9 protein-coding genes and 2 pseudogenes are annotated in these 13,406 nt (G+C 62.0%); 6 read left to right on the top strand and 5 right to left on the bottom strand.

Annotated elements, in window-relative coordinates:
* Positions 1–46 precede the first annotated feature (46 nt).
* The 5 genes from parE to QMX88_RS07045 all read left to right on the top strand — a co-directional run bounded on the left by parE (position 47) and on the right by QMX88_RS07045 (position 6,612).
* Positions 47–1,951, top strand: a complete 1,905-nt coding sequence (gene parE / locus QMX88_RS07025) for a DNA topoisomerase IV subunit B (protein ID WP_282367687.1) — start codon at positions 47–49, stop codon at positions 1,949–1,951.
* A complete protein-coding gene (locus QMX88_RS07030; protein ID WP_282367689.1) occupies positions 1,951–2,928 on the top strand; it encodes an esterase-like activity of phytase family protein in 978 nt (325 codons plus the stop codon). The genes parE and QMX88_RS07030 overlap by 1 nt, the downstream gene beginning before the upstream one ends.
* Positions 2,929–2,963: 35 nt before the next feature.
* The gene (locus tag QMX88_RS07035; protein ID WP_192171474.1) at positions 2,964–3,446 is read left to right on the top strand and encodes a retropepsin-like aspartic protease family protein; all 483 of its coding nucleotides are present in this window, start codon (positions 2,964–2,966) and stop codon (positions 3,444–3,446) included.
* Between the two features lie 10 nt (positions 3,447–3,456).
* The gene (gene parC / locus QMX88_RS07040; protein ID WP_192171107.1) at positions 3,457–5,724 is read left to right on the top strand and encodes a DNA topoisomerase IV subunit A; all 2,268 of its coding nucleotides are present in this window, start codon (positions 3,457–3,459) and stop codon (positions 5,722–5,724) included.
* Between the two features lie 180 nt (positions 5,725–5,904).
* Positions 5,905–6,612, top strand: coding sequence for a PqiC family protein (locus QMX88_RS07045; RefSeq protein ID WP_282367692.1), 708 nt, complete (start codon positions 5,905–5,907; stop codon positions 6,610–6,612).
* A 55-nt stretch (positions 6,613–6,667) separates the two neighbouring features.
* Here the strand turns inward: QMX88_RS07045 and QMX88_RS29585 are convergent.
* Positions 6,668–7,372 (bottom strand): annotated as a pseudogene (locus QMX88_RS29585) (histidine kinase); the annotation flags it as partial.
* A gap of 74 nt (positions 7,373–7,446) precedes the next feature.
* Positions 7,447–8,197 (bottom strand): annotated as a pseudogene (locus QMX88_RS29590) (AhpA/YtjB family protein); the annotation flags it as partial.
* A gap of 130 nt (positions 8,198–8,327) precedes the next feature.
* Here QMX88_RS29590 and serB point away from each other — a divergent pair.
* On the top strand, positions 8,328–9,545 hold the full coding sequence (serB, locus tag QMX88_RS07055; RefSeq protein WP_282367697.1) for a phosphoserine phosphatase SerB: 1,218 nt from the start codon (positions 8,328–8,330) through the stop codon (positions 9,543–9,545).
* A gap of 43 nt (positions 9,546–9,588) precedes the next feature.
* On the opposite strand, the gene QMX88_RS07060 is transcribed toward serB, so the two are convergent.
* The 3 genes from QMX88_RS07060 to rhdA all read right to left on the bottom strand — a co-directional run bounded on the left by QMX88_RS07060 (position 9,589) and on the right by rhdA (position 13,397).
* On the bottom strand, positions 9,589–11,373 hold the full coding sequence (locus QMX88_RS07060; RefSeq protein WP_282367699.1) for a molecular chaperone: 1,785 nt from the start codon (positions 11,371–11,373) through the stop codon (positions 9,589–9,591).
* Positions 11,374–11,659: 286 nt separating this feature from the next.
* Entirely contained in the window at positions 11,660–12,529 is an 870-nt protein-coding gene (gene asd / locus QMX88_RS07065; protein WP_192171473.1) for an archaetidylserine decarboxylase, read from the bottom strand.
* 52 nt (positions 12,530–12,581) lie between these two features.
* Positions 12,582–13,397, bottom strand: a complete 816-nt coding sequence (gene rhdA, locus QMX88_RS07070) for a thiosulfate sulfurtransferase (RefSeq protein ID WP_282367701.1) — start codon at positions 13,395–13,397, stop codon at positions 12,582–12,584.
* Positions 13,398–13,406 lie beyond the last annotated feature (9 nt).

Genomic DNA, 13,406 nt, shown 5'->3' on the forward strand with positions numbered 1-13,406 from the left:
CCAGTGCTACTCCGAAATTTCATGAACGACTTGATGACGAGACCCCATGGCCAATCCCAGCGCTAGCTCTTATAACGCAGACGCCATCGAAGTCCTCTCGGGCCTCGACCCGGTCCGCAAACGGCCGGGCATGTACACCGACACCTCACGCCCCAACCACTTGGCGCAGGAAGTCATCGACAACAGCGTCGACGAGGCGCTGGCAGGCCACGCCCGATCCGTGCAGGTCATTCTGCATGCCGACAACTCGCTGGAAGTCTCCGACGATGGTCGCGGCATGCCCGTGGACATCCACCCGGAAGAGGGCGTGTCGGGCGTTGAGCTGATCCTCACCAAGCTCCACGCCGGCGGCAAGTTCTCCAACAAGAACTACCAGTTCTCAGGCGGTCTGCACGGCGTCGGGATTTCCGTGGTCAACGCGCTTTCTACCCAGGTTCGGGTGCGGGTCAAGCGCGATGGCAACGAATATGAAATGTCCTTCGCTGACGGCTACAAGGCCAGCGAACTGGCCGTGGTTGGCACCGTCGGCAAGCGCAACACCGGCACCAGCGTGTACTTCGCGCCGGACCCCAAATACTTCGACACCCCGAAATTCTCGGTCAGCCGCCTCAAGCACGTGCTCAAGGCCAAGGCCGTTCTGTGCCCAGGCCTGCTGGTCAGTTTCGAAGACAAAGGCACCGGCGAGAAGGTCGAGTGGCATTACGAGGACGGCCTGCGCTCGTACCTGCAGGATTCGGTTGTCGATTTCCTGCGTCTGCCGGACGAGCCGTTCTGCGGCGTGTTCGCGGGCAACAAAGAGGCCGTCGACTGGGCGCTCCTGTGGTTGCCCGAGGGCGGCGACAGCGTTCAGGAAAGCTACGTCAACCTGATCCCCACCGCCCAGGGCGGCACCCACGTCAATGGGCTGCGTCAGGGCCTGCTGGACGCGATGCGTGACTTCTGTGAGTTCCGTAATCTGCTACCGCGCGGCGTGAAGCTGGCGCCCGAAGACGTCTGGGAACGCATCGCTTTCGTGCTGTCGATGAAGATGCAGGAGCCACAATTCTCCGGCCAGACCAAAGAGCGGCTGTCGTCCCGCGAGGCGGCAGCGTTCGTCTCCGGTGTGGTGAAGGATGCCTTCAGCCTGTGGCTCAACGCACACCCTGAAATGGGCATGCAACTGGCTGAACTGGCAATCAGCAACGCCGGTCGTCGTCTCAAGGCGAGCAAGAAGGTCGAGCGCAAACGCATCACGTCAGGCCCGGCACTGCCGGGCAAGCTGGCGGATTGCGCGGGTCAGGATCCGATGCGCTCCGAGCTGTTCCTGGTCGAGGGTGACTCCGCTGGCGGCTCCGCCAAACAGGCGCGGGACAAGGAATTTCAGGCCATCTTGCCGTTGCGCGGGAAAATCCTGAACACTTGGGAAGTCGACGGCGGCGAAGTGCTTGCCAGCCAGGAAGTGCACAACATCGCCGTGGCGATCGGGGTCGACCCGGGGGCCGCAGACATCAGCCAGCTGCGGTACGGCAAAATCTGCATCCTGGCCGACGCCGACTCCGACGGCTTGCACATCGCGACGCTGCTGTGTGCCTTGTTCGTTCAGCATTTCCGCCCGCTGGTGGATGCCGGTCATGTCTACGTTGCCATGCCGCCGCTGTACCGCATCGACCTGGGCAAAGACATTTATTACGCACTGGACGAAGCCGAACGCGACGGCATTCTCGACCGACTCGTGGCCGAGAAGAAGCGCGGCAAGCCGCAGGTCACCCGATTCAAAGGCCTGGGTGAGATGAACCCGCCGCAGTTGCGCGAAACCACCATGGACCCGAACACCCGTCGACTGGTGCAGTTGACCCTGGATGACTTCACAGCCACGTCGGAAATGATGGACATGCTGCTGGCCAAGAAACGCGCGGGCGACCGCAAGAGCTGGCTCGAATCCAAAGGCAATCTGGCCGAGGTGCTGGTCTGATGCGGGGCTGGTTTGCAGCGCTGTTGTTGGTCGTCACGCCTGTTTTCGCTGCGCCATTGCCCGAGCTCAAGCTGCTGTCGGAGCATCCGGTGGATGACATGATCGGCGGCAACCTGTCCGGCCTTGCGTCCTGCAACGGCGTGCTGTGGACCGTTTCGGACCGCGACGACACCCTGCTTTATAGCCTCGACACCTCGGCAACGGTCTGGAAAGCCAAGGCACAGACACTGGAAATCCCGCCGATCCCGGACAGCGGCTTGTCCGCTACCCTGCGCAGCATGGCCAAAGCCTCGGCGCTGATTCGTGGCGGTGATCTGGACTTTGAAGGTGTGAGTTGCGACGCGGCGGGCAACCGTTACCTCGTCAGCGAAGCCTATGCCGCCGTGCTGAAGGTGCCAGTCGAAGGCGCGCCGGTCTGGCTGGATCTGCCCAAAAAGGTCGTCGAGGAAGCGCAGTCGGCCGGGATGCTGCAGCATTTCAACGCCATCTTCGAAGGCATCGCGGTCAACCCGGCAGGCGATCAACTATGGCTCGCCGCCGAACGTGACAAGCGTGGCCTGCTGACCGCCAGGCTTGGCAAGGACGGCTGGGCCTGTGATGCCAGTTGCATCCTGAGAGTCGACTCGGGCAATGACATTTTGCCGCCCGAGCTGGGTGGGAAGGCGGTCTCCAAGGACTATTCCGACATCTCGCTGTACAAGGGCAAGCTGTACACCCTGGAGCGCGCGGCTTACCGCATCTGCCGCCGGACGGTGGCGACAGGTCAGCTGGAAACCTGCTGGTCGTTCGCCAAAGAGGCGCTGCAGCCCAACCGGCTGTACGACCAGAAATACGGCCTGACCGAAGCGCTGATCGTTGACGAGAAAGGCGCGTGGGTCGGTACGGACAACAACTTCGGTGCTCGCGCCGATGGCGAAAAACGTCCCGTCGTCTGGCGCTTTGCCGCGCCCGAGGGTGGCTGGAGCGGCAAGCCTTGACCCAGGCACTTCCCGGCAAACGCGCCGGGCGGCTGATGATGATCATCGCCTGGGCGGCGGCGCTGTTTCTGGCAACGCGGTTTTTTGGCGAGTGGGAGCAGCGGCAGGAAAATCCGAATACCATCGTCGCCTCCGAACATGGGGACGGCTATGTCGAGGTGACACTGGCGAGCAATCGTGACGGGCATTTCGTCATGACCGGGCAAATCAATACCCGCCCCGTGCAGTTCATGCTCGACACCGGCGCGACCAATGTCGCCGTGCCGGAGAGCGTCGCGCAGACGCTGCGCCTTGAGCGCGGCGAGCGCGTTCAGGTGAGCACGGCCAACGGACGCACCGATGCATTCCGGACCACCCTGCAACGGTTGCAGATTGGCGACATCGTCCTGAACAACGTGCGCGCCCTGGTGGTGCCCGGTCTGGACGGTGAACAGGTGCTGCTGGGCATGAGCGCCGTGAAACAACTCGAATTCACACAGCGCGGCGGCACATTGTTGCTGCGCCAGACGACAAAATGATGAGGCCCGCATGAGCGACTCCCTTGACCTCAGCCTGGATGGCGTAGAACGCCGATCGCTGGCTGACTTCACCGAACAGGCCTATCTCAACTATTCCATGTACGTGATCATGGACCGGGCGTTGCCGCATATCGGTGATGGCCTGAAGCCCGTGCAGCGACGCATCGTCTACGCGATGAGCGAGCTGGGCCTGGATGCTGACGCCAAGCACAAGAAGTCGGCACGCACCGTCGGTGACGTGCTCGGCAAGTTCCACCCCCACGGCGACTCGGCCTGCTACGAAGCCATGGTGCTGATGGCGCAGCCCTTCAGCTATCGCTACACGCTGGTCGACGGCCAGGGCAACTGGGGTGCGCCGGACGATCCCAAGTCATTCGCGGCCATGCGCTACACCGAAGCGCGTCTGTCGCGTTACTCCGAAGTGCTGCTTTCCGAACTGGGGCAGGGCACCGCGGACTGGGTGCCGAACTTTGACGGCACGCTGGACGAACCCGCTGTTTTGCCCGCGCGCCTGCCGAACATTCTGCTCAATGGCACCACCGGCATCGCCGTGGGCATGGCCACCGACGTACCGCCGCACAACCTGCGTGAAGTCGCGACAGCCTGTGTGCGTTTGCTCGATGAGCCCAAGGCAACGGTCGAACAGCTCTGTGAGCACATCCAGGGCCCGGACTACCCGACCGAAGCGGAAATCATCACGCCCCGCGCCGACCTGCTGAAAATGTACGAAACCGGCAAGGGCTCGGTGCGTATGCGCGCCGTGTACCACATCGAAGACGGCGACATCATTGTCACCGCGCTGCCGCATCAGGTGTCCGGTGCCAAGGTGCTGGAGCAGATCGCGGCGATGATGCAGGCCAAGCCGTCAAAGGCCCCGCAGATCGCTGACCTGCGTGACGAGTCCGACCACGAAAACCCGTGCCGGATCGTGATCATCCCGGGCGCCCGCAAGCATTTCGACCACGATGCGCTGATGCAGCACCTGTTCGCCAGCACCGACCTGGAGTCGAGCTACAGGGTCAACATCAACATCATTGGCCTGGACGGCAAGCCGCAGCTGAAAAACCTGCGCGCCCTGCTGGTCGAATGGTTGGAGTTCCGGGTACAGACCGTGCGTCGCCGCCTGCAATTCCGCCTCGACAAGGTTGAGCGTCGCTTGCACCTGTTGGATGGTTTGTTGATCGCTTACCTCAACCTGGATGAAGTGATTCACATCATCCGCACAGAGGAGCACCCGAAAGCCGCGCTGATCGCGCGTTTCGCCCTGAGCGAAATCCAGGCTGATTACATTCTCGACACCCGTTTGCGTCAGTTGGCGCGACTGGAAGAAATGAAGTTGCGCGCCGAGCAGGATGAATTGCTCAAGGAACAAGCCAAGCTGCAAGCCCTGTTGGGCAGCGAGGCCAAGCTGAAGAAACTGGTACGCACCGAGCTGATCAAGGATGCCGAAACCTATGGCGACGACCGTCGCTCGCCTATCGTCGAGCGTACCGAAGCCAAAGCCCTGACCGAACACGATCTGCTGCCGAACGAGAAAGTGACGGTCGTGCTGTCGGAAAAAGGCTGGGTTCGCTCCGCCAAAGGTCATGAAATCGACGCCACCGGGCTCTCTTACAAGGCCGGGGATGGCTTCAAGGCCCTGGCCCCGGGTCGTTCCAACCAGTTTGCGGTGTTTATCGACTCCACCGGTCGCAGTTATTCGGTGCCGTCGCACACCTTGCCATCGGCCCGTGGCCAAGGCGAACCGCTGACCGGTCGTTTGACGCCGCCGCCCGGTGCGACTTTCGAATGTGTGCTGATGCCGGAAGACGATTCGCTGTATGTGGTGGCGTCCGACGCCGGCTACGGTTTCGTGGTCAAGGGCGAAGACCTGCAGGCCAAGAACAAGGCCGGCAAGGCGTTGCTGAGTTTGCCGGCCGGGGCGAAGGTGATCCTGCCGCGTCCAGTGCCCGATCGCGAGCAGAACTGGCTCGCCGCCGTGACCACCGAAGGCCGCTTGCTGGTGTTCAAAATCAGCGATCTGCCGCAGCTGGGCAAGGGCAAAGGCAACAAGATCATTGGCATTCCGGGCGAGCGCGTTGCCAGCCGGGAAGAGTACGTGACTGATCTGGCCGTAGTTCCCGACGGCGCCACGCTGGTGCTGCAGGCGGGCAAGCGCAATCTGTCGCTCAAGCCTGACGATCTGGAGCACTACAAGGGCGAACGTGGACGACGGGGCAACAAACTGCCCCGTGGTTTCCAGCGCGTCGATGCGCTGTTGGTGGAAACCGCGGGCTAAAGCGGTTGGTTCGGCGGTCGCTCTTCGTTTCGTCACGAGAGCGACGCAGAATCGCTGGAGTCAACGCGCATATTCACGGATGATATGACGTCCTCTGGCGCCGCCATGGCGGAATGCCTTCATGTTTTCAAAGTATTTAACAGCGTGGACGCGTTACACGGCGTTCACTTGGAAGGGATGATGAATTTTCTACGTGTTCCCTGTGTGCTGTTGTTGACCGGCGTTCTGGGTTTGGCCGGTTGCAGCGTTCATCAGCCCACGTCGCTCTATCAGTTGGACAGCGGCGATCCTGGGCAACCGAAACATACCGGCGGGGTCGCCGTTTTACTGGGCCCTGTGGCGATTGCTGACTATCTGCAACGTGAAACATTATTACAGCGGCAACCGGACGGCAGCCTCAAGGCGTCCACCGACGGTCGCTGGGCGGGCAGTCTTTCTGCCGATATCGATCAACTGCTGCTGCGCCAGCTCGCCTGGAAGCTCGACAGCCAACGCGTGGTGATGGCGCCGGCCGCTGCCAACTTCACGCCGGATGTCCAGGTGGTGTTGTCCATCACCCGCCTGGATTCAGGCGAGAAGCAGCCGGCGGTACTGGATGCCCAGTGGCGCTTGCTCGACCGTCGCGGCAATGTGCGCGACAGCAAGCTGGTTCACTTGGAAGAGCCACATGCAGGCTCTTCAGCTGCGCAGGTGAAGGCTCAAGGGATTCTGCTGCAACGCCTGGCGGACAAGCTGAGCGTCGCGGTCAAGCCTATCGCCAGCCAGCCGTATGTGGCAGACGTGCCGAAGAAGGCCGCAACGCCGGCAAAAACCCGGACTGATCAGGACAAGCCAAAGATCCCGATGGCATCACCGATTCGCACCGATCTGGAAGTGTTCCGCTTCTAGACTCAGCGCCCACAAAAAAGCCCGCAGCGATGCGGGCTTTTTTTGTGGCTGACGCTTAGACCTTGCGCGCCTCGTGCATGCGCGCCAGTTGGCGCTCCAGCATTGACGGATACGGCTCCATCAGACGCTCCACGCAGCTGGCACCTTCAGGGCTCGCAATCGGGCGAATGCGCGCGCGCTGGCGGATGGTCGGGTCTTCGCTGATCTTGCGCTCCACCAGCAGCAGGTTGCGGCTGTGTTGCGACAGGGCCAGGGCATCTTGGGCGGTTTCGGTCAGCAGCAGATCGATCTGGTTCATGCCGTGCAAGCCTTCGCCCAGTGTCAGGCCCAGCTGCAATTGCAGGGTGATGCCGCTGTCGGCGACTTCGATCTGCAACGCATGGCTCAATGCACGGAGCAACTCGCCACAGCAGATGGCGTTGGTCAGGTAGTCATCGCCGCTGTCCTGGGTGCTGAACACCATCAGCGAACTGCCGTCGTTCAGGGTGTGCAGCTCGCTGTCGTAGAGCGAGGCGGCCTGATCGATGCAGTCACGGTAGCGCTCGAGCAGCTCGGTCAGACGCGTGCGCGGCAGGCGGCGAAGTTGCTCCTGCGAACCCAGCTGCACGGCCAGCACGGCGCTGTACTGCGGCTGCGATGGAACGACCGGAAGGATCGGACGCGGCGCAGGTTTTGGCGCGGCGGGAGAGTGATCGCGAAGGTCCGCGAACGGATCCTCCTCGTCGTCTTCATCTTCCTCGGCGACGATACGTCGAGCCGGGATCACCGTCGCGCGTGGCTTTGGCGCGTCGTCGAAGTCAGGGTCGTTCAGGTCGCTGCTGTCAAACTCGGGGGAGGCGTCGTCTTCTTCCTCGACCTGTGCAGGCTCGGGAATGGGAGCCGGTTCCGGTTCTGGCGGCGCGTAGGAAGTCTTCAGCTGGCGCGCCAGATCGCCGATCTCGTCCTGACGATCAGTGGCCGGCGTGTACGGATCGATGTAGCGCAGCCACATGCGCAGTTGCAGCATCGGCGTGGAGATATGGCGCCCCAGGCGCAAGCTCAAGGCCAGCGCCAGTGCCAGCAGGATCCCGGCCAGAATCGCCATGCTCTGGAGGCTGATGGTCAGCGGCTGTTGAAACTGAGCCATGTCCAGGCTGATGCGCAGCGTGCCGGCGACCACGTCCTGGAAGGTGATCTTGATCTCGTAGAGACCTTCCGCCTCGCCCAGCAAGCCGTTTTTCGGACGCTGACCGGCTTCGGCAAGAATGCGGTTGTCGGGGCTATAAATAGCCGCGTGGGCCACCAGCGGGTTTTTCACCAGATTGCCCAGCAGCACGTTGAGGCTGAGGATGTCGTTGGACACCAGCAGTTCAGTGGCGGACGTGGCGGTCTGCGTGGTCAGGGCTTGCCCCAATGCGTCGGCCTGTTCGTGCATGGCTTGCTTGAATTGCAAACCCATGACGCAGGCGTAGATCACCAGAGCCAGCGCGACGAGGATCACGTTATGGCTGGCGATGCGCAAAGCAATCGGTACACGTCGGTGACGCAATGCCCGGAAGATCAGCAAGAAGAAATTATCGGTTTTTACTGGCGTGGGCCGGTTCACTGAGCACGGCTCTCTTGGTGAAGTTGGGGCGCAGTATAGCGAGCGACCCTGTGGCGGCAAAGCGCTGGCTGTGCCCGGCGGTCACTGAAAGTGCGTAGAATGCGGTTTTTTTCCACTGCGGGGGTGCGCCTTGCGCGAAATCGTCCTGATAAACATCACCGGTGAAGACCGTCCGGGTCTCACTGCGGCCATCACCGGTGTGCTGGCCCAAGGCGGCGTGAACATTCTCGACATCGGTCAGGCGGTGATTCACGACGCGCTGTCGTTCGGCCTCCTGGTCGAAATCCCCGACACCGAGGCAGGCGCAGCAGTGCGCCAGAACGTGCAGGCGACAGTCGACGAACTGGGTCAGCAGGTCCGTTTCACCCACGTGTCCGAAGCTGATTATCAGCACTGGGTCGACGGTCAGGGCAAGGCGCGGCACATCGTGACGCTGCTGACCCGCAAGGTCACCGCCGAGCAACTGCAGACGGTCAGCGCGATCACCGCCAAGTATGGCTTGAACATCGACCGCATCGACCGCCTTTCCGGGCGGATGCCGCTGGACATGCCCACCGAGAAGAGCAAGGGTTGCATCGAGTTTTCCGTGCGCGGCGAGCCAGTCGATCCCCAGCAGATGCAGGCCGAATTCCTTCACGTTGCCCAAGAGCTGAACGTTGATATCGCGTTCCAGCAGGATTCACTGTTCCGCCGCAACCGGCGTCTGGCAGTGTTCGACATGGATTCGACCCTGATCGAGGCCGAGGTCATCGACGAACTGGCCAAGGCCCACGGCGTCGGCGAGCGCGTGTCGGAGATCACCGAGCGCGCCATGCGTGGCGAGCTGGACTTCCGCGCCAGTTTCAAAGAGCGACTGGCGCTGCTCAAAGGCCTGGATGTGAAGGTGCTGGACGAGATCGGCGCCTCGTTGCGTTTGACCGAAGGCGCAGAAACGCTGTTCGCCGAACTCAAGCGGCTGGGTTACAAGACTGCGATCCTGTCAGGTGGTTTTACCTACTTCGCTCGCCAGTTACAGGCCAAACTGGGCATCGACTACATCTTCGCCAATGAGCTGGAAGTGGTGGACGGCAAGTGCACGGGTAACGCGATCGAGCCGATCGTCGATGCCCAGCGCAAGGCCGATCTGCTGCGCGAACTCGCCGGCAAAGAAGGGTTGAGTCTGGAGCAGACCATCGCAGTGGGCGATGGCGCCAATGACCTGCCGATGCTCGCCATCGCCGGCCTGGGTGTGGCGTTCCGCGCCAAGCCGCTGGTCAAGCAGTCAGCGAAGCAGGCTATCTCGACGCTGGGCCTGGACGGCGTGCTGTATTTGCTGGGGTTCCGCGACCGGGAAGGGCGCAGCGCTTAACAAGCGTGGAGGTTGAGGCATCTGCAACGGATGCCTCAATGGCTCAGAGCACCGTCCACAGCGAATCGAATTCCTGCTCCGGGCCGCCGGCGTCTGGCGTCGCAACCTTCTTCGGTCCTTCAAGAATCTGATACTCAAACTGGTTGTAGCTGCCCGTCGTCGCCCGACGATTGCTCAGGCTCGCGCGTCGCTGCTCGCCACTGGTATTGATCAGCACCTTGGAGCCGTCCTCGAACGGCAGGCGCGGAGCGATGACCGTCGCGGGCACGTCGATGGCGCGAACTTCCGGCAACAGCAACGCGCGCAAAAACTGACTGCTCTGCTCGGCACGGGTCAGTTGCATGCCACATGCCTGAGCGAAAGGGGCTATGAGTTCGACACCCATCTGCATGCCACCGCCACGGACCTGCCGCACCCAGCGGACCACCGCGATGCTCCAGCCGTGCCCATGGTCCTGAATGCCGATCATCTCACCGGCCTGCAACTGGTCCGGGACTTCCTTCGGCCATGCCAGGCAGTAGCCGCCCGGACTGTGATTGACGATGTGCAGCGTGTACGTTGGAAAACTCTTTTGCCCGTCGGACGCCGCATTGCCTTCAGCGTCATCACGTTTGTATTCGATTTCCTCGAACGGCAACATGCTGTCGGACGTGCCATTGCGTTGCGCGTCCGCCGTCTGCGCCCACGGATCATGCTTGACCGGCTTCAAGGGCTGCAGCGTGTATTCGGCGACTTTGGACAGGGTCGACATTTGCAGGAGGTCGCTGAAAGACTGCTGGCCGCCGACGTAATAATGCAGAGCGCTCATGCCCACGCAGACGGTGAGGGTGCCTTGCCCCGGGGTGCGTTGAAACGCACGTTCTGAGACATCACCCCAAGCAGCGGCAAGGTGCTGCAGGACGTCGATGGACAACCCCGGTGGCACTTTCAGCGCGGATTTCGAGCGTTCTTCAACAGGCGTTTCGGTGTAACGCTCCAGTGCAGCCGATAGAGGACGGGGGTCGATGCCGAGCAGGTTCGGCCGCTGATCGTCGTCGTACAGCGCGGCGTAGCGCGGTGCCGTGTCCGTACCCGGCGACACCGCGTACAGGCTGTGGCTGTCCAGCGGCTGCTGCAGCGTGACCATCGCGCTCCACGCATCCAGCGCCTCTGCCAGCTTGCCGATGTTGTGCTGGCGCATCTGATTACAGCGCGAGCAGCCCATCAGCAGCGCGACGACGTAAGTCTGTTCAACGCTCATCGCCTGGGTGTTGTGGGCGAGGCTGTCGGCGACGGGCACGTTGTGCAACTGATGCTGGCGGGCGATCTGATAGATCTGGTGCAGCTCAAGCCACAGGCCGTCCTGCACCGGGCAGTAAAGCTGATTGGCGCGGATCAGCGGGCCGTTCAGGCAGCTGAGCGCGCGCTGAAGGGCGGTGGTCAGCAGGCCGATGCGGTCTTTGCTGAGCTTGACGGCCACCCGCGCGATGATCTGTTTGTAGCCGATGGCGAGGTGGTTTTGCAGGGCCTGGCACAGATTGGCGACCTTGCGCGGACGCTCTTCGAGAACCACGGACTGGTTCAGGAAGTGACGCTCCAGATGCTTGCACACGAAAAAAACTTCCGGGCGAAGCAGTTCAAGGAGCTGCATGCGGTTGTCGCTGGGGGTGAGCAACTGGTTCAGCTCGCCGAGCCCTTGATAGAGCTGGCGGGCCATTTCACCGAGATTGGCCTTGGGCAGCGTAGCGATCCAGCGCTTCAAGTCTTTGGGCGTCGCGTCACAGAACGACAGGCTCGACTGCGTCGGCACAGGTGCGCGCAACAACAGTGGGAGACTTAAATTACTCATGTGACGGGCAAACTCCAACAACGACAGGACTGAACGGCGGCGTCCAACTCCGGGGGCAAGCACCCTCGCCGAGAGAAAAGAGCACGTTTACGTCCACTGAAAGCGAAGTTTCCTACAGCGCTGACAACTGGACTTTAGCAGCATCCTGCAACGGTCGCAGCCTGGGCACATTGTCCTGCGCCCAGCCCCGGCAATCCCTGATGAAGCGTGATGTGGCGCGACGGCTTAAAGCAGTTCGCGCCAGAAAAACAGCATCACGCCTCTCGGGTAAGAGTTAAGGCAAGAATCAGGCCTGCAATGGCAGCGCGATGCCCTGACCCATCTGAACGGCAGAACCGGCCGCCAGCAGCTCGGACCACTTCACCTGATTGGGCCCGAACAGCACGATGGCCGTAGAACCCAGTTTAAAGCGACCCAGCTCGGCGCCTTTTTCCAGATGAATGGGTGCGCGCGCGGCTTCGTCGTAACGGAAAGTCTTGAGCTCGCGTTTCGGCGGCGTGACCAGACCGGCCCAGACGGTTTCGATCGAGGCAACGATCATGGCACCGACCAGCACGACGGCCATCGGTCCGCGTTCGGTGTCGAACAGGCACACGACGCGTTCGTTACGGGCGAACAGCTCTGGTACGTTTTCCGCCGTGGTCTGGTTTACCGAGAACAGCCGGCCGGGCACATAGACCATCTCGCGCAGGGTGCCGGCGAGCGGCATGTGAACACGGTGATAGTCCTTCGGCGACAGGTAAACGGTGGCGAATTCGCCACCCATGAACGGCGCGGACAGGCGCGCATCGCCGCCGAGCAGTTCCAGTACGCTGTAGCTATGGCCTTTGGCCTGGAAGATGCGGCCGTGTTCAATTGGGCCCAGTTGGCTGACCGCGCCATCGGCGGGAGAAAGGATCGCGCCCGGCGTTGGGTCCAGTGGACGCGCGCCCGGTTTGAGGGCGCGGGTGAAGAAGTCGTTGAAGTGCGGGTACCCGGTGATGTCCTCGACCTGAGCCTGGGACATGTCGACCTGGTAGCGTCGCGCAAACCATTGGGTGAAGGCATTTTTGAACCAGCGCACGCGGCATTCGGCCACGCAGCCCGCCAGTTGCGACAGCAGATGATGGGGAAGCAGATACTGGAAAAGGATAAACAGACGCTGTTTCATCAAGATTCCTAAAACGTTTGAAAAAGGGAATACGGATCTATGCCACATCGGGCGCCGATTATTTCTCGACCGGGGTGTCCGGATGGTTGCCCCACTCGCCCCATGAGCCTGCGTAGCCCTTGACCCTCGGGTAACCCAGCGCCTTGGCCACCAGATAGGTGAAGCCCGAACGATGATGGGTCTGGCAGTGGGTAATGATTTCTTTCTCCGGGGTAATGCCCAGGTCTTTGAGGATCTGCGGCATGTCCTTGCGGATGCGCAGGTGGCGTGCCTGGTCCATGCCGGCAGTCCATTCAAAGTTCACGGCGCCGGGAATATGACCTCCCTTGGCGGCGACGACTTTCTCGCCGGAATATTCAGTTGGCGCGCGAGCGTCCCAGATCGCCAGGTCATCGGCGCCGAGGCGGCTTTGCAGGTATTCGCGGGTGGCCGTGGGCTCGTCGTGCAAGGTGAGCGAGACCGGACCGCCGACTGCCTGTGGCACCTCTGACGACAGCGGCAGACCTTCGGCCTGCCAGGCGGGCAGGCCACCGTCGATATAGTGATACTTTTTGTGTCCGATGACGTCGAGCAGCCAGATGAAGCGGCCGGCCCAACCGCCGCCTTCGTCGTCGTAGACCACGTACACCGCCTCGGGGTTGTGGCCCAGCTCGCCGAACAGCGCTTCAAGATGGGTGTGCGAGGGCAGCAGTCCCGGCGCAGGTGGCAGGCCCAGTTGCGTGCGTTTCGGATCGACGAATCGCGCGCCGGGAATGTGGCCGGCCTCGTAGCGGGCCGGGCTGGTCAGGTCGACCAGAATCAGCTCTGGCGCGCTGAGGCGTGCTTGCAGGTCTGCGGGCTCGATGACCAGCGGCAAGCTTGAAAAGGCAGACATCTAGCGTCT

It is taken from the genome of Pseudomonas sp. PS02290, from assembly GCF_029960075.1.
Classification (GTDB): Bacteria; Pseudomonadota; Gammaproteobacteria; order Pseudomonadales; family Pseudomonadaceae; genus Aquipseudomonas.

What these genes read in the sequence shown, in the direction of transcription:
- parE (WP_282367687.1), top strand. Translation starts at nt 47, where the DNA reads ATGGCCAATCCCAGCGCTAGCTCTTATAACGCAGACGCCATCGAAGTC.
- QMX88_RS07030 (WP_282367689.1), top strand. Translation starts at nt 1,951, where the DNA reads ATGCGGGGCTGGTTTGCAGCGCTGTTGTTGGTCGTCACGCCTGTTTTC.
- QMX88_RS07035 (WP_192171474.1), top strand. Translation starts at nt 2,964, where the DNA reads ATGATGATCATCGCCTGGGCGGCGGCGCTGTTTCTGGCAACGCGGTTT.
- parC (WP_192171107.1), top strand. Translation starts at nt 3,457, where the DNA reads ATGAGCGACTCCCTTGACCTCAGCCTGGATGGCGTAGAACGCCGATCG.
- QMX88_RS07045 (WP_282367692.1), top strand. Translation starts at nt 5,905, where the DNA reads ATGAATTTTCTACGTGTTCCCTGTGTGCTGTTGTTGACCGGCGTTCTG.
- QMX88_RS07060 (WP_282367699.1), bottom strand. Translation starts at nt 11,373, where the DNA reads ATGAGTAATTTAAGTCTCCCACTGTTGTTGCGCGCACCTGTGCCGACG.
- rhdA (WP_282367701.1), bottom strand. Translation starts at nt 13,397, where the DNA reads ATGTCTGCCTTTTCAAGCTTGCCGCTGGTCATCGAGCCCGCAGACCTG.